Raw genomic sequence first — 24,951 nt, forward strand, 5'->3', positions numbered from 1 at the left:
TCAGGAATATACAATTTCTAACCTAGTTTTAAAAATTACTAAGAGCTAAATAATCAATACCTTTTTAAGGTATGTTTTTAGAAGTGCTATCCGAACAATAAATGTTTTTTATAGCGTTGTATTAAATTATACGACTAGAAAAAACACCTTCTTTGACTTGGAGTTGTTGCTACATGTTCAATTTTTCCAAGTTGCGGTACTGAATCTCGCTCATTATACAGAATCTAAATGGGTGTATTTTAAATAAAACAATTATTAATTACATAGGATAATCACCAAAACAAGAAGCGGGTGTTCCTTCATACACTCCAGGGATGTCTCCATTTGGACATAATGATTGACAATCTGTTGTGTACTTTGTTGAATTTAAATAGCAGAAGCATTTGCACCTTGGATCAGGCATTGGTTGTCCTCCATTAATTTGTTTTTGCTGTGTTTTACCTAAAACGTTGCCTAGGGTTAAAATTTGTTTTTTCATAAAAAAATATATTAATTTTTATATTGGTTAGTTAGCAGCCTGTACAGCTTATACCTCCATCTGGGCAAAATTTCCATGGTCCTGTGCTGTTGTTACTGCCAGTGCAGCTACCGCTACCATCTTCAGTATTGTAGTATATACCATCGTAATATTGACCGGGCGAACAGTTACCTTCTCCGTCACAAAATCCAACAGCTCCTTCACCATTAATTTGTTTTTACTCGGCTTGGTTTAAAGCGTTTCCTAATTTTAATATCTATTTTTTCATAGTTTTGAAATTTTAAAAAGTGTTAATTAAGATTTACATGGTAAACCACCTGCGTTGGGACTTCCTATCGTTTGACAAAAATTAGCAGTATTACAACAACCCAAGTCACAATCATCACTGGTAAAGCAATTGTATTTACCTCCATTGATTAGCGTTTGCTCTATTTTATTTAAGGTTTTACCTAAATTTAGAATTGATTTTTTCATGATCTTATAGGGTTAAATACAACAATTAGTAGCTGGGTGATATTGACAACCTGAAATATAAGTTCCTCCACAGCTAGGGTTATTTATGGCGGCATGACTTGTTGTACAACACTGTAACGCTGGATCACAACACTTTCTTGGCTTTAAGCCTCCGCCGTTAATTAGTTTTTGCTCTGCTGTATTAAGAGATTTTCCTAAAATTAAAATTGATTTTTTCATAATTTGTTTAATTAAATTATACTTCCATCACATAAGTATCCTGTGCTTCCTTGATCACCAAATAATTGGCACCATCCAGCAGTATTACAGCAATAGCCATTACCACATTGATAATGATTATCACATTGCTCTTTACCTCCATTGATTTGTAGTTGTTTAACTCTATTTAGAGGTTTGCCTAAGTTTAAAATTGACTTTTTCATTTTTTTAGTCTAAAATGAAACTACAATATATTTCGGCACAATGAGGACCATAATCTTCGCATATACGATCTTTATTTGTGTCACACATCTTTCTACCACCATTAATATGGATTTGTTGAACTTTATTTAAGGGAGCACCTAAGTTTAAAATTGATTTTTTCATAAATATTTGTTATTAATTAATTTTTGTACAAACGTAACCGTCTGCACAATAACTTCCTCTAGGGCAGTTTCCTTTAAAATCACATAAACCTACAATTTCTCCACCTCCATTAATGTGGGTTTGTTGAGTTTTATCTAAAACCTTACCTAAGCTTAAAATTTGTTTTTTCATAACTATAAAGGCATTAATTGACAATATGGTTCAGCACATTTCCATCCAAAGTCTTCACATATGCGATCCCCGTTAACATCACATTGCATTCTACCTCCGTTAATTTGAGCTTGTTCCACTTTTTTTAAAGCTTTACCTAAATTTAGAATTTGTTTTTTCATAATTAAAATATTAAGGTTACTTTTGCGGCGAACATTTAAAGACACTCACCAATGTGTCTATTCTTCGCGAGAGAATTTTGTTCAAAATGCAAAGCCCTTTTTAGGGCTTTGTTTTTATGCTGTTTTTAATGAAACATTAGAAGTTTGTGAATTTTCTTCTAAGTCTTCAATAAATAATATTAAATCAGTTCTGTTATATTCTTTAGGGAATGATTTTCCGTTTACTAAAATTTCTGGAGTAAAGTTGATAGCATTTTCTGTACACCAATTCTTTTCTTTTTCTAACTCCAAGGTATAAGTTTCTTTATTAGAACATTCACCCCATTTTTTTAACCAAGCAGCAGGCTTTTGTCCTTCATAAATAGCGTCCATGGCTTGGAGACATTCTTTCTCTCCTTGTGTATTGTAAATTTCTATAAGTCTGCTAGTAATTTTAACAACATCACTATTCTTATCTTCTACACTTACATTAAATCGTACTTTAATTTTTACATTGTTATGATATCTTTTAAGTATTTCATCAACATGAGCGTGAACAGGTTTACAATGCCCACAAAAAGGATTGGTAACTATTGTTATTTCAAGGTTGGAGTTAAGGTTTCCAAAAATAATCTCTTTGCTATCAGTTAATTGAGTGTCAAGTTGAGGTGACTTTTGTAATAAACTATCAAATAGCGCATAGTTTCTTTTAAATTTAACACTTGCTATCTTTTCTTTTTTGAGTTTTTGAACTTCAGTGAATAAAGGTTTTATGTAACTCCAAGTTAACCAAGTAAAAGAAGCTATTAGACCTAAAGTAACAAAATCACTTACTACAAAAGTATTAATATAGTTGTTTGTTAATACAGGAGCTAATGCTTGTAACCAAAGTACCCCAACAATACTTAAACATAAAAGACACCATTTTTTTACAACTGCATATTGGTAGTATAAAGAATATAATGTTATAGGTATTGCAAGTAAACTAATAGTATATGAAATTACAGGATTAGAAATTTGAGTAAAGGTTAAAAGAGATAACCCTATAAAATAAAGCATACTAAAATCACTTAATTTATATCCTTTTAAAATTTCAGCACCTTTTGAGGTTAATACAGCATCACAATCTTTTTTATCATCAGCTCCTGAACAAAAGGCGTCACCAATAGATGTTTTCAATCCAAGTTCATGCTTTATAATTGCAACACTAATAACAGCTCCAGTAATTGATAGTAGAAAATAAAAAGTGTTATACCACGAAGTTGAATTGTTAAAAACAAAGAATAAAGCAAAAACAGCAAGTAGAGAAAAACCAATAGTTTTTACTAGCTTGGAGTTGTTTTTGGTTGTTTGATAGTCTTCTGTTTCTTCAACAGCAACAATAATTCCTGTAAATTTATTTAGAAATTCACTTTCAGTAAGTTTCGTTTTTTTGTTTTCAGAATCGTAAATTATGTAATCTAACTTTTTTCTTTCTACTACAATCAAATCTTGGCCATAATCACTGTTTACTTGAGCAATAAAACAGTTGGGTAATTGTGAAAGAGTTTCTGAATTAACAGGAACATCGGCAGCAACATTTTCAATATTGAAATGATCTAACACTCCTGTAATTGCATGTAAACTAGGATAAGAAGGATGACTTTGAATTTGAAAAGCTAATTCTTCTTTGTCAAAAGAAATACTATTTTTCTTAAGTAATTTTTGTACTAGATTGATTAATGTGTCTTTCAAAAGTAAATAAGTTTTTAAGGATAGCTATTTTTAATCTTCCCAAAGCTATATGTTGATAATTATTTTTTCGCAAAAAAAACCATAAAAAAAGTATGGAAAAACCGTAGTTTTTATTTTTTTAAATGAATCCTTTCTCTTTTGCTACTAATATTAACTCTCTGTCTCCTTTAGCTTTAACATTGAATATTTTTTTTAAATGTCGTTTTCGTTTTTCAATACTAGCTGCAGAAAGTGGTATATAGTTAGGCATGTCTTTCATTTTAGAACCTAATGAAAGTTCATATAGAATTTGTCGGTCTATTGAGTCTATAGAAAAATTGTTTGAAACTTCTTTTCTCAAAAGGCTTAAAACAGTTTTACTATAATAAGGAATATTGTTTGTTACATTTTTTATAGCGTTTTTTAACTCTTTTGAAGTTAGATCACTTTTAACAAGAAAACCTTCAGGATTTAAGCTTTTAAATATATTGTGAATTCTATAGTTGTCATTACAATCAGTTGAAACAATCAGTTTTGTACTTGGTAGTAGTTTTCTGATTAAAAGACCTAAATCTTCGCCGGATAAAATTTTTCTGTTCTTAGCAGGTGAAAGTTTTAAATCTAAAACAACAAAGTTTAGAGAGGTTTCTTTTTCAATTGTCTTTTTTATAATATCGTAAGCTCCATTACAATTATAGGTAATGTCCGTGTTAAAATTAAAATTTGGGTTTAATCTAGCTATTTTAGATATTATGTTCTTGTACGTTTCGCAAATAAGCGGGCAATTATCCGCTAATAAGGCAGATTGTTTTTCTTTTCTCATGTTTAAATAATTTCGGGGGGAATACTATTTAATTGATTCTTTTACAAAAAATCAGCTCATAAATTTATATAAACTAATTTAAAATCAAAAAAAATATGTATAAAATAAATTACTTGTCAATGAGAAATATTGTTATCTCACTTTTTTAACTCTTTTTTTAAGAATTTTGCTGTGTAGCTTTTTTTGTGTTCAGAAACTTCTTCAGGAGTTCCAAATGTTAATACTTTACCGCCTTTTTTACCACCTTCTATACCTATATCAATAATATAATCGGCGAGTTTAATTACATCCAAGTTGTGTTCAATAATTAAAACAGTGTTTCCTTTATCTGCTAACTTATTTAAAACATCCATCAACACACGAATATCTTCAAAATGAAGTCCAGTTGTTGGTTCGTCTAATATATAAAAGGTATTTCCAGTATCTCTTTTTGATAACTCTGATGCTAATTTAATACGTTGTGCTTCTCCACCAGAGAGAGTAGTAGACTGTTGTCCGAGTGTAATATACCCTAAACCAACATCTTTAATTGTTTTTAATTTTCTATAGATCTTAGGAATATGCTCAAAAAATACTGTAGCTTCGTTGATTGTCATTTCTAAAATATCAGAAATCGACTTTCCTTTATAACGAATTTCTAAAGTTTCTCGGTTAAAACGTTTTCCTTGGCAAGTTTCACATTCTACATGAACATCTGGTAAAAAATTCATTTCTATTACACGAACACCACCACCTTGACAGGTTTCACAACGTCCACCTTTTACATTAAAACTAAAACGACCTGGTTTATACCCTCTAATAGAAGCTTCTGGAGTTTTAGCAAATAAACTACGTATTTCACTAAACACTCCAGTATAGGTAGCTGGGTTTGAACGTGGAGTTCTACCAATAGGAGATTGATCAATATCAATTACTTTATCAATATGTTCTAAACCTTCAATTTTTTTGAAAGGCATTGGTTTTTTAACCGCTCGATAAATGTGTGCATTTAGGATAGGGTAGAGGGTTTCGTTGATTAAAGTAGATTTTCCACTACCAGAAACACCTGTGACACAAATCATCTTTCCTAAAGGAAATTCCACGGAAACATTTTTTAAGTTGTTTCCAGAAGCGCCTTTTAATGAGATTGTTTTTCCGTTTCCGTCACGACGCTTTTTAGGAACCTCAATTTCTTTTCTTCTCGATAAATAGTCAGCAGTGAGAGTATCGTGACTTTTTAAATCGTCAAAGTTGCCTTCGCTAACAATTTCTCCTCCATGACGACCTGCACCTGGACCAATATCTAACACAAAATCAGCATTCTTAATCATATCCTCATCATGCTCAACCACTAAAACAGAATTTCCAACATCACGAAGTTTAATTAAAGAGTCAATTAATTTTTGATTATCACGTTGATGTAAACCAATACTAGGTTCATCTAAAATATATAAAACACCTACAAGTTGTGAACCTATTTGTGTTGCAAGTCTAATGCGTTGGGCTTCTCCTCCAGAAAGAGATTTTGAAGTTCTGTCTAATGTTAAATAATCTAACCCAACATCCAATAAAAACTGAATGCGTGTGCGGATTTCTTTTAAAATTTCAGAAGCAATAGTTAATTGTTTTTCAGATAGTTTTTTATCAACTTTTTGAAACCAACTAGCTAACTCTAACACATCCATTTGGGCTAAATCACTAATGTTTTTATCGGTGATTTTAAAATGAAGTGCTTCTTTTTTTAAACGCTTTCCATCACAAACCGAACAAGTAACTTCATCCATAAAACCTTTTGCCCAACGTTTGATGGAAGTGCTTTCTGAGTTTTTATATTGATTCTCAATAAAGGCAATGATACCTTCAAAATCAATCTCATAATTTCTGGTAACTCCAGCAGTTTTTGATTGAATTTCAAACTTTTCTTTTCCTCCATGAAGAATAATCTCCATAGCTTCTTTAGGAATACTTTTTATAGGGTCGGTTAACTTAAAGTTATAACGCTCAGCAATAGTTTGAAGCTGTTTAAAAATCGAACTATTTTTTTGTTCACCTAAGGGTGCAATTCCTCCGTTTTTAATAGAAATGCTATCGTCTGGAATTACTTTTTGATGGTTTATCTCGTTGGTAATTCCTAGTCCGTTGCAGTGTGAACAAGCTCCTTTTGGTGAGTTGAACGAAAAAGTGTTTGGTTCGGGGTTAGGGTAGGCAATTCCTGTAGTTGGACACATCAGTTCACGACTAAAATAACGAGGCTTTTCATCATCAACATCTATTACCATTAAAATATTATCACCCGTGTATAATGCAGTTCTAATAGTCTCTTCTAGGCGTTTTTCGGCAGCATCATTTACAACTAATCGATCGATAACCACTTCGATATCATGTGTTTTGTAACGATCGAGCTTCATGCCCTTTTCAATCTCTCTAATTTCTCCATCCACACGAACACGAACAAAACCTTGTTTAGAAATTTGTTCAAATAATTCGCGATAATGCCCTTTTCTCGATTTAATTAATGGTGCAAGAATGGCAATGCGTTTTCCGTCAAAATCCTTTAAAATTAATTTTCTGATTTGTTCGTCAGAATAACTTACCATTTTTTCACCTGTATTGTATGAGTAAGCATCTGCTGCACGAGAAAATAATAAACGAAGAAAATCGTAAATTTCAGTAATAGTTCCTACGGTAGAACGAGGACTTTTGTTTGTTGTTTTTTGTTCAATAGAAATTACAGGAGAAAGTCCGTCTATTTTATCAACATCAGGTCTTTCTAACCCGCCTAAAAACTGACGTGCATAAGCTGAGAAAGTTTCAATATAACGACGTTGTCCTTCAGCATAAATGGTGTCGAAAGCTAAAGAAGATTTTCCACTCCCGCTTAAACCAGTAATTACAACTAGCTTTTCACGAGGAATTTTAACATCAATATTCTTTAAATTATGAGCTCGGGCTCCGTAAACTTCTATGTATTCTTGTTCTTTCAAAGTGAGGATTTTACCAAAAACAGCAAAGTTACCAAAACCAAATTTATTTTGAAGCAGTGATTGTCAACAAATAAACTGAAAATAGTATCTTGCGTATCAATGAGTGGTTTAGGTATAGAAATACACGAAACAGCGTTTGTTACATCAACTTTTAGGTCTTTAAATGAAGATTTGAGTAGAGATGTATATGCGAAGCTTTGGAATAATTCTCGAACAAATGTTTTAGTGAAAAAATACCTCAATCAAGTTTGTGTAGAGGAGGTTTCGGCTCATTGTTTGAGAAATCGATTCTTTCTTGAAGAGATTGAAAAGCTTAGACCAGAAGTTCTAATTAATTTTGGTTCAGGCTTTAGTATGTATCCTTTTTTATTAGATCAAAGTATAATAAATATTGAAATAGATAAGAAAGAAATAGTTGATTATAAAAAGGAAAAAGTTAAAGAGTTTCAAAATCAAGAAGAATTGCCAAAAAGAACAATCCATTTTATAGGGGTCGATTTTAGTGAGGATTATGTTGAGGATTTACTCAAAAGAATTAAAGCAATTAAAAAAAATAAAACCTCATTTATTTTAATAGAAGGTGTGCTGTTTTTTTTATCAAGAAATGACACTGATAAGCTTTTTGATTTCTTTTCGATATTACAAAAAGAAGGGGATTATATAGGAAGTGCTTCTTTTCAAAAAGGTTTAAAAAAATCAGAAGGGTTTAAAAAATTACTCGACTTTTGTAATAAAGAAATGGTAAAAACTGAGGCATCAGATTGGCAGACGATTGAAGATGGTTTTTATAAAGAAAATAAAAGTTATGATTTAATAAATCATCAAGACTATTTTAGCCTTTCCAAAAAATATAATAATGAAGTGAAGTTAGAAAAAGATTTAATTTTAAATGAGAATTTTTATATCTTGAAAAAATAGTGTAATGAAATTCATCCATTCTGTACGACATTTTTTTGAACGACATGGTTTTAATGTATCATCTAGATTTGCAGACCGTTTAGGTATGCGAGCTACCAATGTACGGCTGTTTTTTATATACATATCGTTTGTAACAGTAGGTTTGTCTTTCGGCTTGTATTTAACCATGGCGTTTTTACTGCGTTTAAAAGATATGATTTATACAAAAAGAACTTCTGTTTTTGATTTATGATAAACACCGTATTTAAATCAAGATTATATAAAGCTATAACTTATTCTGTACTGATTGTTTCAATAGGAGTGTTAGGTTATATGTTGTTTTTTGAGTATTCTTTTATAGATGCTTTATATATGACAATTATAACCATTAGCACTATTGGTTTCGGAGAAGTGCATCCGTTTGGTACAGGAGAAAAGCTATTTACTATTGGGTTAATAATATCTAGTTTGTTTATTTTTGGTTATGCGGTATCTTCATTTTCTGAATATTTAATCAGCGGGCAATTTTTTCATCAACTAAAAGTAAAAAAAGTGCAAAAACAAATAGAACAATTAGAAGGACATACTATTGTATGTGGTTATGGAAGAAATGGTAAGCAAGCTATTTCAAAATTAAAAAATTACAAGAAGCAGATAGTGGTCGTTGAAAAATTTGAAGGAATAGCAAGACAGTTGGATGAAAAAGGAGTGTTAACTATTCAAGGAGATGCAACGCTTGATGAAACACTACTAAGAGCCGGTATTATGAGTGCTAAAAACTTAATAATTGCTTTGCCGTCTGATGCTGATAACTTGTTTGTAGTGTTAACAGCAAAACAATTAAATAAAGATTGTAAAATAATTAGTAGAGCATCAAAAGAAACCTCGTATAGTAAATTAAAAATTGCAGGAGCAGATAATGTGATAATGCCAGATAAGTTAGGTGGTTCACATATGGCTTCTTTAGTGGTTACTCCAGATGTTATAGAGTTTGTTGATAGATTAACTATAGAAGGAGAAACTACTGCAAATTTAGAAGAAGTAGCTATTAATGGTTTACCTGAAAAATATATTGACAAGACAATTTTAGACTTAGATTTAAGGAGAAAAACTGGATGTACAGTGATAGGATATCGTACTCCAGATAAAGACTATATTATCAATCCAGAAGCGTCTGTAAAATTAGAAGCAGGAGGTAATTTAATCGTTTTAGGTCGGCCAGAACAAATAGAAACGCTTAGAAGAATTTTTTAATGAAGAAAGTCGTTGTAACTGGAAGCAATGGTTTACTGGGGCAAACTCTAGTAAATCTATTATTAGAGGAGAAAGAAAAGTATCAAGTTATAGGTTTTTCAAGAGGGGAAAATAGAAGTGGAAGAAGTGATTTCGATTATGTTTCAATTGATATTACAGACGAAGCTTTGTTTTATGATAAACTTTCGGAGTACAAGCCTGAAGTTATTGTTAATACGGCGGCAATGACAAATGTTGATGCTTGCGAAACCAACAAGAAAGTTTGTGATAAATTAAATGTAGATGTAGTTAGGTGTTTGAAAAACTATTCTGAAGAGCATAAAACTCATTTAATACATATTTCAACCGATTTTATATTTGATGGTAAAGCGGGCCCGTATAAAGAGACCGATACAGCTAACCCATTAAGTTATTATGGGGTTTCAAAGCTGAAATCAGAAGAAATTTTAACAAGATCTACGATAGATTATACTATTTTACGCACCATATTAGTTTACGGAAAAGTATATGATATGTCTCGTAGCAATATAGTGTTGTGGGTAAAACAAATGTTGGAAGAAAGGAAAGAAATTACAATAGTAAACGACCAGTTTCGCATGCCAACCTATGCAGAAGATTTAGCACTTGCATGTAAGCTATCAATAGATAAAAAAGCTTTAGGAATCTTTAATGTATCATCAAATACACTGTTGAGTATTTACGATATAGCCCAGCAAATAGCAGAGGCTTTTAAGTTAGATAAAAGCTTAATAAAACCAATTTCTACAGCTACGCTTAATCAAACAGCAAAACGACCAGCTATAACAGGTTTTGACTTGTCTAAAACAAGAGAATATCTGGGTTTAAACCCAAAATCATTTCAAGAAGATTTACAAAAATTTAAAGAAAAACTAACGTAAAAACTATATTTAACAACGAAAACTTGTTGTAAGTACATTTTTTTATGATATTGCGGGCTACTAATTCAAAAATCTAATACATATTATGAACAAAAAACTACTTGCATTGCTGTTATTAATGACGCCAATGTTAACATTTGCACAGGAAAAAGGGATTGATCAAATGATTGATGAAGCGTTTAAACCCTTTTCTGATTTTTTTAGTAGTGTGATTTTCTTTCCTGTATTCGGAACCCCTTTTGTATTGATTTTGTTAGTGGCTAGTGCCGCTTTTTTTACGCTCTATTTTGGATTCCCTAATATTCGTCACTTTTTTACTGCAATTAATGTTGTGAGAGGAAAGTATGAGGATATCGAAAAACATGGAGCACAATTATTATATGGAGAAGATGGTATAGCTCAAGGAGTAGATATGAATGAGGTTGATGATATTGAAGAGCATATAGAAAATGTAGAAAGTTTACATAGTGATTTAGAAATTGATGGAGATATTAAAGATACTATCCGTGATGAAAGTCATGAAGGAGAAGTGTCTCACTTCCAGGCGCTAGCAACAGCGGTTTCTGGTACAGTAGGGAATGGTAATATTGCAGGAGTTGCATTAGCAATTGCTTTAGGAGGTCCAGGGGCAACTTTTTGGATGATCATTTGTGGTTTACTAGGAATGTCTACAAAGTTTGTTGAATGTACTTTAGGAGTTCACTATCGTGATGTAGGAGAAGATGGAACAGTATATGGAGGGCCTATGTATTATTTATCTAAAGGATTAAAAGAAAAAGGTTTTGCTACTTTAGGTAAAATAGCAGCAGGAGCATTCGCAGTGTTTTGTATCGGAGGATCTTTTGGTGGTGGTAATGCAGCACAATCTAACCAAGCAACAATAGTAATTAAAGAATTATTAGGTTTGGAAAGTACAGCAGCTGGAGCTATCATAGGTGTTGTATTAGCTATTTTGGTGGGTATTATAATTATTGGAGGAATTAAAAGGATTGCTTCTGTAACGGAGAAAGTAGTTCCTTTTATGGCATTGTTGTACTTGTTAGCATGTTTATATATACTAGGGGTAAATTTCTCTTTAATAGATGATGCTATATCTTTAATTATAACAGAGGCTTTCAATCCTACAGCAATAGGTGTTGGTGGTGTTATAGGTGTTTTATTGGTAGGATTTAAAAGAGCAGCTTTTTCAAACGAAGCAGGAGCAGGGTCAGCTTCAATTGCTCACTCTGCAGTGAAAACAAAATATTCTGCATCAGAAGGTTTAGTGGCATTATTAGAGCCGTTTATCGATACTGTATTAATATGTACAATGACAGCTTTAGTTATCATTATCTTTAACTTCGGAGGAGCTTTTGAATATGGAGGAGATGGTACAGGATCGGTATTTATTGATGGTGTGGCTTATGAAGGAGCAGGAATCACTTCAAGAGCATTTGCTGCATATATTCCTTTTTCAAATGTCTTCTTAACAGTAGCAGTAGTATTGTTTGCTGTTTCTACAATGATTTCTTGGTCGTACTACGGATTGCAATCTTGGAAATTTTTATTTGGTAGAGGAAAAAAAGCAGATTTAACATATAAAATTTTATTCTTAACTTTCGTGGTAATCGGAGCAGCAGCGAGTATGAAATCTATTTGGGATTTCTCAGATGCAATGATTTTTGCAATGGTATTCCCTAACATGGTAGGTTTATACTTATTGATGCCAGTGGTTAAACAGCAACTAAAAAGATATTTAGATGCTATTAACCTTAAAAAAGAAGCAGTAGAAGAATAAGAAACAAAACGAATGAAAATATTTAAGCCCCATTTCTGGTACAATAAACGCCAAAGAAATGGGGTTTTCTTTTTATTACTTGTAATAGTTGTTTTACAACTTATATATGTATACATAGATTTTTCTTCAGAAAAAGTAGAGAACATAAATAAGAAAGAGTTAGTGGCTTTTCAAAATACTATTGATAGTTTGAAAAGAATTGAATTGGATAAAAGAAAACCTAAACGATATCCATTCAATCCAAATTATATAACAGATTTTAAAGGTTATCAACTAGGGATGTCTGTAGAGGAAATTGATAGATTACATAATTATAGAAAACAAAATAAATGGATTAACTCGGCTAAAGATTTTAAACAAGTAACAAAAATATCTGATAGTCTATTGAATAGAATAGCTCCTTATTTTAAATTTCCAGATTGGGTTGTGAAAAAAGAAAGCCAAAAGAAGAAAAGTAAAATAGAGTCAGACTTAATAGAAAGACATACATATAATAAGGAGTATAAAATTTCTACTAATGATATTAATAAAGCGATTGAAAGAGATTTTGAAACCATTAGTGGTGTGGGAGAAGTGTTATCTTCTCGAATTATAAAGTATAGAAAGAAGTTACAAGGATATTCATTCTCAAAACAATTATATGAAGTTTGGGGTTTAGATAAAGCTACAGCAGATAAAGTTATACAAATCTTTACTGTAGTAAAAAAGCCAATTATTAAAAAAGTAAATGTAAATACAGCCAAATTTAAAGAAGTGTTGAAAAATCCATATATTAATTATGAGTTATGTAAAAAGATTTTTGAATACCGAGATGAAGTGGCAGAATTACAAGATATATCAGAATTAAAAAAGATTAAAGATTTTCCGTTAAATAAATACGATAGAATAATCTTATATTTGAAAGCAGAATAAACAAGCAACGAAATTTAATAAACAAACCACTATGAATAGTATGTACTTTACCGAAGAGCATGAGGCCTTTCGTCAGAGTTTTAGAGATTTTTTACAAAAAGAGGTAGTTCCTCATATAGATAAATGGGAGAAAGAAGGTACGGTAGAGCGTTTTATCTGGAAGAAGTTCGGTGAAATGGGATACTTTGGTTTAAACCAACCTGAAGAATATGGAGGATTAGGTTTAGATCTTTTTTATACAGTTATTTTTTTAGAAGAACTACAAAAAATAAACTCAGGAGGTTTTGCAGCTAATATGTGGGCACATGCTTATTTAGCAATGACACATGTAAATAAAGAAGGAGATGATCGAATTAAGAATGAATATTTAACACCAAGCATAGAAGGAGATAAAATAGGGTGTTTATGTATTACAGAACCTTTTGGAGGAAGTGATGTAGCAGGAATGCGTACTACAGCAATAAAAAAAGGAGATTCATATGTGATTAATGGATCTAAAACGTTTATCACAAATGGAGTATATTCTGATTACTTAGTAGTGGCAGCTAAAACTAACCCTGAGGATAAACATAAAGGAATGAGTATTTTTATAGTTGATAGAGATACTCCAGGAATATCGTCAACTAAGTTAGATAAATTAGGTTGGAGAGCTTCAGATACTGCTGAAATAGCTTTTGATAATGTGGTAATACCTGCTGAAAACTTAATGGGAGAAGAAGGAAAAGGATTTCCATATATAATGCAACACTTTGCTTTAGAAAGATTAGTAATGGGTATCAATGCTCATGCGCGTGCGGAATATGCTGTTGATTATGTAGTACAATATATGAGTGAACGCGAAGCGTTTGGAAAAACACTAGATAAGTTTCAAGCCTTACGCCATAAAGTAGCGGAAATGGCTAGTAGAGTAGATATGTGTAGAGAATATAATTATTCCATTGCAAAACGATTAAATGATGGCATTTATGTGGTAAAAGAAGCAAGTATGAGTAAGCTATTGTCTACTAAAATGGCAGATGAGGTTATATACGATGCTTTACAGTTACTAGGAGGTTATGGTTATATGGAAGAGTATCCAATGGCACGTTTATTACGTGACAGTCGATTAGGACCGATAGGGGGAGGTACTTCAGAAATATTGAAAGAAATTATTGCAAAAATGGTAATAGATAAGAAGGAATATAGGCCAGCAACTTAATACCTCTTATTTTGTAAAAATGATTATTGATAAGAAATACTTATAATTTATTTATAGGTTCTTGATAAATATTTAAGTAAAAATCCTGTGAAAGCAGGATTTTTTTATTTGCCTCATTTTTAAACTAAAAAGAAATAAAATAGTGTATTTTTAAAGAATACTTTGTATCTTTGCCGTCCAAAAATGAAATAAAATAATATAATTAATTGATATACTGATTGTTGTCGATTTTTAAAGATATAGAAACTACGATGAAAGGAGGTGCAAAAATATGTTAATCATTCCAGTTAAAGAAGGAGAGAATATCGATAGAGCGTTAAAACGTTATAAGCGTAAATTTGATCGTACAAAAACGATGAAGCAGTTACGTAACAGAAAGCAGTTTACTAAGCCATCTGTAGCAAAACGAGCTCAAATGATTAAAGCATCTTACGTTCAGAGATTAAGAACTCAAGAAGAAGTAGGATAGTAATCATCCTAAAAAGTGTAAAAACCTGTATTGATATCAATACAGGTTTTTTTTGTATCTTCAATTAATAAATAAGATAGGTAATGCTAATAGAAGCTTTTTTAGAGTATTTAGAATTTGAGAAAAAGTATTCAAAAAATACAATTCAAGCATATAAAACGGATTTAATAGCGTTTAAAGATTTTTGTGAGGTTGAGTTTGATCAGGAGGATTTAGAGAGTATTCATTACAATCAAATTAGAACATGGATTGTTAGCTTGGTGAATGCTAATGTGTCAAATAGAAGTGTGAATAGAAAGGTAAGTTCTTTAAAAACTTTTTATAAATTTCTTCAAAAGATAGGAGAAGTAACAGTGAATCCACTTTCAAATCATAAGGCGCTAAAAGTTCAAAAAAAAATACAAACTCCCTTTGATCAAAATGAAGTAGAAGAAGTTTTAAAACTAATAAAAGAGAGGTCAGATTTTGAGTCAGTAAGAGATAGGTTGATTGTGGAAATGTTGTATTCAACAGGAATGAGAAGGATTGAGTTAATAAATGTTAAAGAAAAAGATATAGATCATACTAGTAGAACAATAAAAGTATTAGGAAAAAGAAATAAAGAAAGGTATGTAACAATCTTACCATCAGTATATAAAACTTTACAAGAATATTTAAGACAAAAAAGAGGGATTGAAGATGTAGATTTAGAGGTGCTTTTAGTGACTAAAAAAGGCGTTAAAATTTATGAAACCCTTGTTTACCGAATAATAAATTTGTACTTTAGTAGGGTGTCAACAAAAGCAAAAAAAAGCCCCCATATATTAAGGCATGCTTTTGCGACACATTTACTTAATAACGGTGCGTCGTTAAATTCGGTTAAAGAATTGCTAGGGCATTCAAGTTTAGCCTCTACCCAAGTATATACGCACAATAGCTTGGAGCAAATAAAAAAAGTGTATAATAAGACTCATCCTAGAGGGTCAAATTAAAAGATCGAAGAATTATGAAGGTATTCACGCAATCAGTAAATTTCTCAGCAGACCAAAAACTAATAGATTTCATTGAGAAAAAAGTAGGAGGATTAGAAAAGTTTCATGATAAGATCGTTGATGCAGAAGTGTTTTTGAAAGTGCAAAAAACGAGTGAAAAGGAGAATAAAATAACTGAAGTAAAAATTAACATACCTGGAAATGAATTAATCGTAAAAAAACAAACCAAAACCTTTGAAGAAGGGATTAGTATATCTGTTGAATCTTTAAAAAGACAGTTGCAAAAATCAAAAGAAAAATCAAAGGATGCCTTGGTGTCATAAAAACGATAAAAAATAATTAAAAAAGTTTTAAAAATTAAAAATTACTTTTTACATTTGCAGTCCGTTAGAAATAGCGGATTGTTTTTTTATAACAAAAGCCGATGTAGCTCAGCTGGCTAGAGCAGCTGATTTGTAATCAGCAGGTCGTGGGTTCGAGTCCCTCCATCGGCTCTAAAAGAACAAAAGTTCATTAAAATTTTGATTTAAGATTTTTGGGGAGATTCCAGAGCGGCCAAATGGGACGGACTGTAACTCCGTTGTCTTACGACTTCGCAGGTTCGAATCCTGCTCTCCCCACAAAAATCTTAATAGCAAAATTGCGGGAGTAGCTCAGTTGGTAGAGCGTCAGCCTTCCAAGCTGAATGTCGCCGGTTCGAACCCGGTCTCCCGCTCTAAATTCGTTGCCGACATAGCTCAGTTGGTAGAGCGCATCCTTGGTAGGGATGAGGTCACGGGTTCAAATCCCGTTGTTGGCTCTATTTTAGAGTTTATTTGACAAGAGTTTAAAAATAACACTAAATATATTTAACTAAGAATTAAAATTAATAATCATGGCAAAAGGAACTTATGATCGTTCGAAACCGCACTTAAACGTAGGTACTATTGGTCACGTAGATCACGGTAAAACTACTTTAACTGCTGCAATTACTAAAGTATTAGCAGATGCTGGATTTTCTGAGCAGAGAGCTTTTGATCAAATCGATAACGCTCCAGAAGAAAAAGAAAGAGGTATCACAATTAACTCTTCTCACGTAGAGTATGCAACAGCTAACCGTCACTACGCACACGTTGACTGTCCAGGTCACGCCGATTACGTAAAGAACATGGTAACTGGTGCTGCACAAATGGATGGTGCTATCTTAGTAGTAGCTGCTACAGATGGTCCAATGCCACAAACTCGTGAGCACATCTTATTAGGTCGTCAGGTTGGTATTCCACGTATCGTTGTTTTCTTAAACAAAGTTGATATGGTTGATGACGAGGAGTTATTAGAGTTAGTAGAAATGGAAGTAAGAGATTTATTATCTTTCTATGAATACGATGGAGATAATGGTCCTGTTGTAGCTGGTTCTGCTTTAGGTGCATTAAACGGAGAGCAAAAGTGGGTTGATACAGTTTTAGAATTAATGGAAGCTGTTGATACTTGGATCGAAGAGCCACCAAGAGATACTGAAAAAGATTTCTTAATGCCAATCGAAGATGTATTCTCTATTACAGGTCGTGGTACAGTAGCAACTGGACGTATCGAAACTGGTATCATTAATACTGGAGATCCTGTTGAGATTATCGGTATGGGAGATGAAAAATTAACATCTACTGTAACTGGTATCGAGATGTTCCGTCAAATCTTAGATAGAGGTGAGGCAGGAGATAACGCAGGTATCTTATTAAGAGGTATTGAAAAGACTCAAATTAAAAGAGGAATGGTAATTTGTAAGCCAGGTTCTATTACTCCACACGCTAAGTTCAAAGCTGAGGTGTATATCTTAAAGAAAGAGGAAGGTGGACGTCACACTCCATTCCACAACAACTACCGTCCACAGTTCTACGTACGTACAACTGACGTAACAGGTAACATTAACTTACCAGAAGGAGTTGAAATGGTAATGCCAGGTGATAACTTAACTATTACTGTTGACTTAATCCAACCTATCGCATTAAACACAGGTTTACAGTTCGCAATCCGTGAAGGAGGTAGAACAGTAGGAGCTGGTCAGGTAACTGAAATCTTAGACTAATTATAGTTTAATAATAAAGTATAAGGAGTCTCTTTTATAAGAGAGGGACTCCTTTAAAATACGGGTTTAGCTCAGTTGGTAGAGCACTGGTCTCCAAAACCAGGTGTCGGGAGTTCGAGCCTCTCAACCCGTGCAAAAAACTAAAACGAGTTGTGGTGAAAACTGCAACTCGTTAAAAGGATAAAATATGAGTAACTTTGTACAATACATTAAGGATTCTTTTGAAGAATTAAATACCAATATGACTTGGATTTCTCGTGAAGAAGCTCAAAAGTCTACTGTAGTAGTTGCAGCATTTACAATTGTGTTTGCTTTAGCTGTGGCGGGGATAGATAAGGTTTTTCAAACAGGATTAGATAACTTCTTTAAAATGTTTTAATGATGGCTGATTCGGTGATGAAGTGGTATGTGGTTAGAGCTATTGGAGGTCAAGAAAATAAGGTAAAAACTTATATCGAGACTGAGATTGCTCGTCATGGGTTGTCTGATTTTGTGAACCAAGTAATTGTTCCTACAGAAAAAGTTATTCAAGTAAGAAACGGAAAGAAAATTAACAGAGAAAGAGTTTACTTTCCTGGTTATGTAATGGTTGAGGCTAATTTAGCAGGGGAAGTTCCTCACGTAATTAAATCAGTAACAGGTGTTATTGGTTTTTTAGGTGAAACAAAAGGAGGAGATCCTGTACCAATGCGTAAATCAGAAGTAAACAGAATGTTAGGGAAAGTTGATGAACTTTCTGTTAAAGACGAAAATATTGCAATTCCTTATTCAGTTGGAGAAACTGTAAAAGTAATTGATGGACCTTTCAATGGATTCGATGGAACTGTTGAAAAGGTAAATGAAGAAAAGCGTAAGTTAGAAGTAATGGTTAAGATTTTCGGAAGAAAAACACCATTAGAGTTAAACTATATGCAAGTAGAGAAAATATAATTGTTACACCTATATTTTGATGGGTTTAAGCTTCCAATTTAAACACATCGTTAAATCTTAAACAATGGCAAAAGAAGTAAGTAAATTAGTTAAACTACAAGTTAGGGGAGGTGCAGCGAATCCGTCGCCACCAGTTGGACCCGCTTTAGGTGCTGCCGGTGTTAACATCATGGAGTTCTGTAAGCAGTTTAATGCTCGTACACAGGACAAACAAGGTAAAGTATTACCTGTTGTTATTACAGTTTATACAGACAAATCATTTGAGTTTGTTGTAAAAACTCCACCAGCTGCAGTACAATTATTAGAAGCGGCCAAAATTAAGAAAGGTTCAGGAGAACCTAATAGGAAAAAAGTAGCAAGCGTTTCTTGGGATCAAATTCGTGGAATTGCAGAAGACAAAATGGTAGATATGAATGCCTTTGAAGTAGAGTCTGCAATGAGAATGATTGCTGGAACAGCTCGTTCTATGGGATTAACAGTAACAGGTGATGCACCTGCTTAAACTTTAAAAGATATTTAGAAATGGCAATTACTAGAAAGCAAAAAGAAGCTCGTGCTAAAGTAGATAGCTCTAAAGTTTATAGCTTACAAGATGCATCAGCATTAGTTAAAGAGATTACAAACGTAAAGTTTGACGCATCTGTAGATTTAGCAGTACGTTTAGGAGTAGATCCTCGTAAAGCTAATCAAATGGTTCGTGGTGTTGTAACATTACCTCACGGAACTGGTAAAGATGTAAAAGTTTTAGCATTAGTTACTCCAGATAAAGAAGCAGAAGCTAAAGAAGCTGGTGCTGATTACGTTGGATTAGATGAGTACCTTCAAAAAATTAAAGGAGGTTGGACTGATGTTGACGTTATTATTACTATGCCAAGCGTTATGGGTAAATTAGGTCCTTTAGGACGTGTATTAGGACCTCGTGGTTTAATGCCTAACCCTAAAACTGGTACAGTAACTATGGATGTTGCAAAAGCAGTACAAGAAGTAAAAGCTGGTAAAATCGACTTTAAAGTAGATAAAACTGGTATTGTACACGCTGCAATCGGAAAAGCATCTTTCGATGCTGCAAAGATTGAAGAAAATGCAAACGAGTTAATTCAAACATTAATTAAATTAAAGCCAACAGCGGCTAAAGGAACATATATTAAGAGCATTTTTATGTCTTCTACTATGAGTCCTAGTGTAGCTGTAGATGTTAAAACAGTATCGTAAGGCAGTTAAAACTTTTTAATTATGACTAGAGAGGAAAAATCACAAGTAATACAAGATTTAACAGCACAATTAGCAGATACTAGCACGATCTATTTAGCAGATATTTCTGGTTTAGATGCAGCTACTACATCTAACTTACGTAGAGCATGTTTTAAAGCGAACGTACAATTGGCTGTTGTTAAAAATACATTGCTTTCAAAAGCAATGGAAGCTTCTGATAAAGATTTCGGAGAATTACCAGAGGTATTAAAAGGTAACACTTCAATGTTAATTGCTGAAGCAGCAAATGCACCAGCAAAAGTTATCAAAGAGTTCAGAAAAAAATCAAAAGATCGTCCTTTATTAAAAGGAGCGTATGTAGAAGAGGCAGTTTATATTGGAGATGACCAATTAGACGCTCTTGTAAACATCAAATCTAGAGAAGAACTTATTGGAGATATTATTACCTTATTACAATCTCCTGCTAAGAATGTTGTTTCAGCATTACAGTCAGGTGGTGGTAAGTTATCAGGTATCTTAAAGACATTATCAGAAAAATAATTTCGCGCACTAATAAACTAAATAAATAAAATTTTTAAAAAACAATTAAAATGGCAGATTTAAAAGATTTCGCAGAACAATTAGTTAACTTAACAGTAAAAGAAGTTAATGAATTAGCTGATATTTTAAAAGAAGAGTATGGTATTGAGCCAGCAGCAGCAGCAGTAGCAGTAGCAGGACCAGCAGCAGGTGGTGGAGATGCAGCAGAAGAAAAAACTGAGTTTGATGTAATCTTAAAAGCAGCAGGAGGTTCTAAATTAGCAGTTGTAAAATTAGTTAAAGAATTAACTGGATTAGGATTAAAAGAAGCTAAAGGTATTGTAGATAGCGCACCAGCACCAATTAAAGAAGCTGTATCTAAAGATGAGGCAGAAGGTCTTAAGAAGTCTTTAGAAGAAGCAGGAGCTGAGGTAGAGCTTAAGTAAGCTATACTCCCGAATTATAAAAACGGGAAAAAACAATTAAGGTTTAGGTACTAAAAACTCATGTTTTTAGGCCTAAACCATTTTGTGTATATATTCGTTCTTTATTTTTCACAATTTTTTTAATTGTGATTTTACGATTATAAAGTGCTGATTTTTAATCAGTAAAGGCAATTAAAATTGCAGTATTGAAACAATTAAGTTTCAAAAATAATATTTTTAATTAAAAATAGCATCTCTTTTGGCAACGACAAATACTACTGAAAGAATTAACTTCGCGTCATCGCAGTTAGGAGCTGATTATCCGGATTTTCTAGATATTCAGGTAAAATCTTTCCAAGATTTCTTCCAATTGCAAACTAAAGCTGAAGAGCGAGGAGAAGAAGGTTTGTATAAAACTTTCATGGATAACTTCCCGATTACAGATACACGTAATCAATTTGTATTAGAATTTTTAGACTACTTTGTAGATCCACCAAGATATAGCATTCAAGAATGTATCGAGCGTGGATTAACTCACAGTGTACCTCTAAAAGCACGTTTAAAATTATATTGTACTGACCCAGAACACGAAGATTTCGAAACAATCGTTCAAGATGTGTATTTAGGTACAATTCCTTATATGACAAACTCTGGTACCTTTATTATTAATGGTGCAGAAAGAGTTGTAGTGTCACAATTACACCGTTCACCAGGTGTATTCTTTGGGCAATCTTTCCACGCTAATGGAACCAAGTTATACTCTGCAAGAGTAATTCCATTCAAAGGTTCTTGGATTGAATTTGCTACCGATATCAATCAAGTAATGTATGCTTATATTGATAGAAAGAAAAAATTACCAGTAACAACGTTATTCAGAGCCATAGGTTTTGAAAGAGATAAAGATATTTTAGAGATCTTTGATTTAGCTGAAGAAGTAAAAGTTTCTAAAGCTGGATTAAAGAAAGTATTAGGGCGTAAATTAGCAGCAAGAGTATTAAAAACCTGGCATGAAGATTTCGTAGATGAAGATACAGGAGAAGTTGTCTCTATTGAGCGTAACGAAATTATTTTCGACCGTGATACTATTATAGAAAAAGAACATATTGATGAAATAATTGAAGCGGGTGCTAAAACTGTGTTATTACACAAAGAAGATAACCAGCAAGCAGATTATGCCATCATTCACAATACATTACAAAAAGATCCTACAAACTCAGAAAAAGAGGCTGTAGAGCATGTATATAGACAATTACGTAATGCTGAACCGCCAGACGAGGAAACTGCAAGAGGAATTATTGAAAAATTATTCTTCTCAGAACAACGTTATAGTTTAGGAGAAGTAGGACGTTTTAGAATGAATACTAAACTTGGTTTAGATGAAGATTTAGATCAAAAAGTATTAACGAAAAACGATATCATTACTATTATTAAGTATTTAATTGAGTTAATCAATTCAAAAGCAGAAGTAGATGATATCGATCACTTATCTAACCGTCGTGTTAGAACTGTTGGTGAGCAATTAGCAGGTCAATTTGGTGTAGGTTTAGCTCGTATGGCACGTACTATTCGTGAAAGAATGAATGTTCGTGATAATGAAGTATTTACTCCAATCGACTTAATTAACGCTAAGACGTTATCTTCAGTAATTAACTCTTTCTTTGGTACCAACCAGTTATCTCAATTTATGGATCAAACAAATCCATTAGCAGAGATTACTCATAAGCGTCGTTTATCGGCATTAGGACCTGGAGGTTTATCACGTGAAAGAGCAGGTTTCGAGGTTCGTGACGTTCACTATACGCACTATGGTCGTTTATGTCCGATTGAAACACCTGAAGGACCAAACATTGGACTTATTTCTTCTTTAGCTGTTTATGCTAAAGTAAACAATATGGGATTCATTGAAACACCATATAAGAAAGTAGAAGAAGGAAGTGTTTTAGGAGAAGAGCCTATTTATTTGAGTGCAGAAGAGGAAGAAGGAATGAAGATTGCTCAATCTAACTTACCAATAGCAGAAGATGGTAAGATAGAAAGAGATAGAGTAATTGCACGTGAGGAAGGTGATTTCCCTGTTGAAAGCCCTGAAGCAATTAACTACATGGACGTTGCTCCAAACCAAATTGCTTCGATTTCAGCATCGTTAATTCCTTTCTTAGAACACGATGATGCGAACCGTGCATTGATGGGATCAAACATGATGCGTCAAGCCGTTCCATTATTACGTCCAGAATCTCCAATCGTAGGTACTGGTTTAGAGCGTAGAGTAGCAAAAGACTCTCGTATCTTAATCAATGCTGAAGGAGCTGGAGTTGTTGAGTATGTAGATGCTAACAAAATTACAATTAAGTACGATAGAACTGAAGAAGAGCGCATGGTAAGCTTTGATTCTGATGAAAAATCTTACGACTTAATTAAGTTTAGAAAAACCAACCAAGGTACAAACATTAACTTAAAACCAATTGTAAAAGTAGGTGATAGAGTTGAAGAAGGACAAGTACTTTGTGAAGGATATGCAACACAAAAAGGAGAATTAGCTTTAGGTAGAAACATGAAAGTAGCCTTTATGCCTTGGAAAGGGTATAACTTTGAGGATGCGATTGTGATTTCTGAAAAAGTTGTTCGTGAAGATATCTTTACTTCTATCCACATTGATGAATATTCGTTAGATGTTCGTGATACTAAGTTAGGAGCTGAAGAATTAACAAACGATATTCCTAATGTTTCTGAAGAGGCTACAAAAGACTTAGATGAAAATGGAATGATTCGTATTGGAGCAGAAGTAAATCCTGGTGATATCTTAATTGGTAAAATTACACCAAAAGGAGAATCTGATCCTACTCCAGAAGAAAAGTTATTACGTGCTATCTTTGGTGATAAAGCAGGAGATGTAAAAGATGCATCATTAAAAGCGTCTCCATCATTAAGAGGAGTTGTAATTAATAAAAAATTATTCAAACGCGCAGTAAAAGATAAGAATAAGCGTGCTCGTGATAAAGAAGCAATAGCAGCTTTAGAAGCATCTTATGTGTCTAAGTTTGAGGAATTAAAAGATGTTTTAGTTGAAAAATTATTCAACTTAGTATCAGGAAAAACTTCTCAAGGAGTGTATAACGACTTAGGAGAAGAAGTATTGCCAAAAGGTAAAAAGTTCACACAAAAAATGTTAAACTCTGTAGAAGACTTTACACATTTAAGTGGAACTTGGACTACTGATAAAGACTTAAATCAATTAGTTGTAGAATTAGTTCACAATTACAAGATTAAAGTAAACGATTTACAAGGAGTTTTACGTCGTGAGAAATTCACAATTTCTGTAGGAGACGAATTACCAGCGGGAATCTTAAAACTTGCTAAAATTTACGTAGCTAAGAAGCGTAAGTTAAAAGTAGGGGATAAGATGGCAGGACGTCACGGAAACAAAGGTATTGTTGCACGTATTGTACGTCAAGAAGATATGCCTTTCTTAGAAGACGGAACACCAGTAGATATCGTATTAAACCCATTAGGGGTACCATCTCGTATGAACATTGGTCAGATTTATGAAACTGTTCTTGGATGGGCAGGTCAAAAATTAGGTCAAAAATATGCGACACCTATTTTTGATGGTGCAAAAATTGATCAAATCAATGCTTTAACTGATGAAGCAGGAATACCACGTTACGGACACACATATTTATATGATGGAGGTACTGGTAAACGTTTCGATCAGCCTGCAACGGTAGGAGTAATTTATATGATTAAGTTAGGTCACATGATTGAAGATAAGATGCACGCGCGTTCTATTGGACCTTACTCATTAATTACTCAGCAACCATTAGGAGGTAAAGCTCAGTTTGGAGGTCAGCGTTTTGGTGAGATGGAGGTATGGGCACTTGAAGCATATGGTGCATCAAGTATCTTACGAGAAATCTTAACTGTTAAGTCTGATGATGTATTAGGTAGAGCAAAAACTTACGAGTCTATCGTTAAAGGAGAAGCAATGCCAGAACCAGGTTTACCAGAATCATTTAACGTATTAATGCACGAACTTAAAGGTTTAGGATTAGACGTTAAATTAGAAGAATAATCACAGTGAA

27 protein-coding genes and 5 tRNA genes are annotated in these 24,951 nt (G+C 33.0%); 23 read left to right on the forward strand and 9 right to left on the reverse strand.

Annotated elements, in window-relative coordinates; translation table 11 throughout:
- Window positions 1-259: 259 nt before the first annotated feature.
- The 9 genes from D6T69_RS06285 to uvrA form a co-directional block, all read right to left on the reverse strand.
- Window positions 260-478, reverse strand: a complete 219-nt coding sequence (locus D6T69_RS06285) for a hypothetical protein (RefSeq protein ID WP_125066951.1) — start codon at window positions 476-478, stop codon at window positions 260-262.
- 294 nt (window positions 479-772) lie between these two features.
- A complete protein-coding gene (locus tag D6T69_RS06290) occupies window positions 773-952 on the reverse strand; it encodes a hypothetical protein (RefSeq protein WP_125066952.1) in 180 nt (59 codons plus the stop codon).
- Between the two features lie 12 nt (window positions 953-964).
- Entirely contained in the window at window positions 965-1,171 is a 207-nt protein-coding gene (locus D6T69_RS06295) for a hypothetical protein (protein WP_125066953.1), read from the reverse strand.
- Window positions 1,172-1,182: 11 nt separating this feature from the next.
- Entirely contained in the window at window positions 1,183-1,374 is a 192-nt protein-coding gene (locus D6T69_RS06300; protein WP_125066954.1) for a hypothetical protein, read from the reverse strand.
- Between the two features lie 175 nt (window positions 1,375-1,549).
- Entirely contained in the window at window positions 1,550-1,708 is a 159-nt protein-coding gene (locus tag D6T69_RS15955) for a hypothetical protein (protein ID WP_164506696.1), read from the reverse strand.
- A 2-nt stretch (window positions 1,709-1,710) separates the two neighbouring features.
- Entirely contained in the window at window positions 1,711-1,869 is a 159-nt protein-coding gene (locus D6T69_RS15960; protein ID WP_164506697.1) for a hypothetical protein, read from the reverse strand.
- 114 nt (window positions 1,870-1,983) lie between these two features.
- Window positions 1,984-3,582, reverse strand: a complete 1,599-nt coding sequence (locus D6T69_RS06305; RefSeq protein WP_125066955.1) for a vitamin K epoxide reductase family protein — start codon at window positions 3,580-3,582, stop codon at window positions 1,984-1,986.
- 118 nt (window positions 3,583-3,700) lie between these two features.
- Window positions 3,701-4,384: a response regulator transcription factor gene (locus tag D6T69_RS06310; RefSeq protein ID WP_099214061.1), complete on the reverse strand. Its 684-nt coding sequence runs from the start codon at window positions 4,382-4,384 to the stop codon at window positions 3,701-3,703.
- A 137-nt stretch (window positions 4,385-4,521) separates the two neighbouring features.
- On the reverse strand, window positions 4,522-7,347 hold the full coding sequence (gene uvrA, locus D6T69_RS06315) for an excinuclease ABC subunit UvrA (RefSeq protein WP_125066956.1): 2,826 nt from the start codon (window positions 7,345-7,347) through the stop codon (window positions 4,522-4,524).
- A gap of 60 nt (window positions 7,348-7,407) precedes the next feature.
- Between uvrA and D6T69_RS06320 the strand changes: the two genes are divergently transcribed.
- From D6T69_RS06320 to rpoB, 23 genes are all read left to right on the forward strand, one after another.
- Window positions 7,408-8,265 (forward strand): class I SAM-dependent methyltransferase, encoded by an 858-nt coding sequence (locus tag D6T69_RS06320; RefSeq protein ID WP_240628382.1) that lies wholly within the window; start codon window positions 7,408-7,410, stop codon window positions 8,263-8,265.
- A gap of 4 nt (window positions 8,266-8,269) precedes the next feature.
- On the forward strand, window positions 8,270-8,497 hold the full coding sequence (locus tag D6T69_RS16080; protein WP_099214064.1) for a PspC family transcriptional regulator: 228 nt from the start codon (window positions 8,270-8,272) through the stop codon (window positions 8,495-8,497).
- Window positions 8,494-9,498, forward strand: coding sequence for a potassium channel family protein (locus D6T69_RS06330; protein ID WP_125066957.1), 1,005 nt, complete (start codon window positions 8,494-8,496; stop codon window positions 9,496-9,498). Before D6T69_RS16080 ends, D6T69_RS06330 begins: the two co-directional genes overlap by 4 nt.
- A complete protein-coding gene (locus D6T69_RS06335; protein WP_125066958.1) occupies window positions 9,498-10,397 on the forward strand; it encodes an SDR family oxidoreductase in 900 nt (299 codons plus the stop codon). The genes D6T69_RS06330 and D6T69_RS06335 overlap by 1 nt, the downstream gene beginning before the upstream one ends.
- 85 nt (window positions 10,398-10,482) lie before the next feature.
- Window positions 10,483-12,174 carry an alanine/glycine:cation symporter family protein gene (locus D6T69_RS06340; protein WP_125066959.1) on the forward strand — a complete coding sequence of 564 codons (1,692 nt, stop codon included), beginning with the start codon at window positions 10,483-10,485 and terminating at the stop codon, window positions 12,172-12,174.
- Window positions 12,175-12,186: 12 nt separating this feature from the next.
- The gene (locus tag D6T69_RS06345; RefSeq protein ID WP_125066960.1) at window positions 12,187-13,086 is read left to right on the forward strand and encodes a helix-hairpin-helix domain-containing protein; all 900 of its coding nucleotides are present in this window, start codon (window positions 12,187-12,189) and stop codon (window positions 13,084-13,086) included.
- A 31-nt stretch (window positions 13,087-13,117) separates the two neighbouring features.
- The gene (locus tag D6T69_RS06350) at window positions 13,118-14,284 is read left to right on the forward strand and encodes an acyl-CoA dehydrogenase family protein (RefSeq protein WP_125066961.1); all 1,167 of its coding nucleotides are present in this window, start codon (window positions 13,118-13,120) and stop codon (window positions 14,282-14,284) included.
- A 271-nt stretch (window positions 14,285-14,555) separates the two neighbouring features.
- Window positions 14,556-14,753 carry a 30S ribosomal protein S21 gene (gene rpsU / locus D6T69_RS06355; RefSeq protein WP_028892869.1) on the forward strand — a complete coding sequence of 66 codons (198 nt, stop codon included), beginning with the start codon at window positions 14,556-14,558 and terminating at the stop codon, window positions 14,751-14,753.
- 83 nt (window positions 14,754-14,836) lie between these two features.
- On the forward strand, window positions 14,837-15,724 hold the full coding sequence (locus tag D6T69_RS06360) for a tyrosine-type recombinase/integrase (protein WP_125066962.1): 888 nt from the start codon (window positions 14,837-14,839) through the stop codon (window positions 15,722-15,724).
- Between the two features lie 14 nt (window positions 15,725-15,738).
- On the forward strand, window positions 15,739-16,047 hold the full coding sequence (hpf, locus tag D6T69_RS06365) for a ribosome hibernation-promoting factor, HPF/YfiA family (RefSeq protein ID WP_125066963.1): 309 nt from the start codon (window positions 15,739-15,741) through the stop codon (window positions 16,045-16,047).
- A gap of 97 nt (window positions 16,048-16,144) precedes the next feature.
- Window positions 16,145-16,218 (forward strand) — tRNA-Thr (locus D6T69_RS06370).
- 43 nt (window positions 16,219-16,261) lie between these two features.
- Window positions 16,262-16,344: transfer RNA gene (locus D6T69_RS06375), tRNA-Tyr, on the forward strand.
- Between the two features lie 22 nt (window positions 16,345-16,366).
- Window positions 16,367-16,439 (forward strand) — tRNA-Gly (locus tag D6T69_RS06380).
- Window positions 16,440-16,450: 11 nt separating this feature from the next.
- Window positions 16,451-16,523: transfer RNA gene (locus D6T69_RS06385), tRNA-Thr, on the forward strand.
- Window positions 16,524-16,598: 75 nt separating this feature from the next.
- Window positions 16,599-17,786 (forward strand): elongation factor Tu, encoded by a 1,188-nt coding sequence (gene tuf / locus D6T69_RS06390; protein ID WP_125066964.1) that lies wholly within the window; start codon window positions 16,599-16,601, stop codon window positions 17,784-17,786.
- 60 nt (window positions 17,787-17,846) lie between these two features.
- Window positions 17,847-17,919 (forward strand) — tRNA-Trp (locus D6T69_RS06395).
- Between the two features lie 54 nt (window positions 17,920-17,973).
- Window positions 17,974-18,165 (forward strand): preprotein translocase subunit SecE, encoded by a 192-nt coding sequence (gene secE / locus D6T69_RS06400; RefSeq protein ID WP_047790104.1) that lies wholly within the window; start codon window positions 17,974-17,976, stop codon window positions 18,163-18,165.
- Between the two features lie 2 nt (window positions 18,166-18,167).
- Window positions 18,168-18,716 carry a transcription termination/antitermination protein NusG gene (gene nusG, locus D6T69_RS06405; RefSeq protein WP_047790161.1) on the forward strand — a complete coding sequence of 183 codons (549 nt, stop codon included), beginning with the start codon at window positions 18,168-18,170 and terminating at the stop codon, window positions 18,714-18,716.
- A gap of 64 nt (window positions 18,717-18,780) precedes the next feature.
- A complete protein-coding gene (gene rplK / locus D6T69_RS06410; protein ID WP_047790105.1) occupies window positions 18,781-19,218 on the forward strand; it encodes a 50S ribosomal protein L11 in 438 nt (145 codons plus the stop codon).
- A 20-nt stretch (window positions 19,219-19,238) separates the two neighbouring features.
- A complete protein-coding gene (gene rplA, locus D6T69_RS06415; protein WP_047790106.1) occupies window positions 19,239-19,928 on the forward strand; it encodes a 50S ribosomal protein L1 in 690 nt (229 codons plus the stop codon).
- 21 nt (window positions 19,929-19,949) lie between these two features.
- The gene (gene rplJ, locus D6T69_RS06420) at window positions 19,950-20,468 is read left to right on the forward strand and encodes a 50S ribosomal protein L10 (protein ID WP_047790107.1); all 519 of its coding nucleotides are present in this window, start codon (window positions 19,950-19,952) and stop codon (window positions 20,466-20,468) included.
- 50 nt (window positions 20,469-20,518) lie between these two features.
- Window positions 20,519-20,893 carry a 50S ribosomal protein L7/L12 gene (gene rplL, locus D6T69_RS06425; protein ID WP_099214076.1) on the forward strand — a complete coding sequence of 125 codons (375 nt, stop codon included), beginning with the start codon at window positions 20,519-20,521 and terminating at the stop codon, window positions 20,891-20,893.
- 238 nt (window positions 20,894-21,131) lie between these two features.
- Window positions 21,132-24,941, forward strand: a complete 3,810-nt coding sequence (rpoB, locus tag D6T69_RS06430; RefSeq protein ID WP_125066965.1) for a DNA-directed RNA polymerase subunit beta — start codon at window positions 21,132-21,134, stop codon at window positions 24,939-24,941.
- The last annotated feature ends 10 nt before the right edge of the window (window positions 24,942-24,951 follow it).

Source organism: Tenacibaculum singaporense (assembly GCF_003867015.1).
Lineage (GTDB): Bacteria > Bacteroidota > Bacteroidia > Flavobacteriales > Flavobacteriaceae > Polaribacter > Polaribacter singaporensis.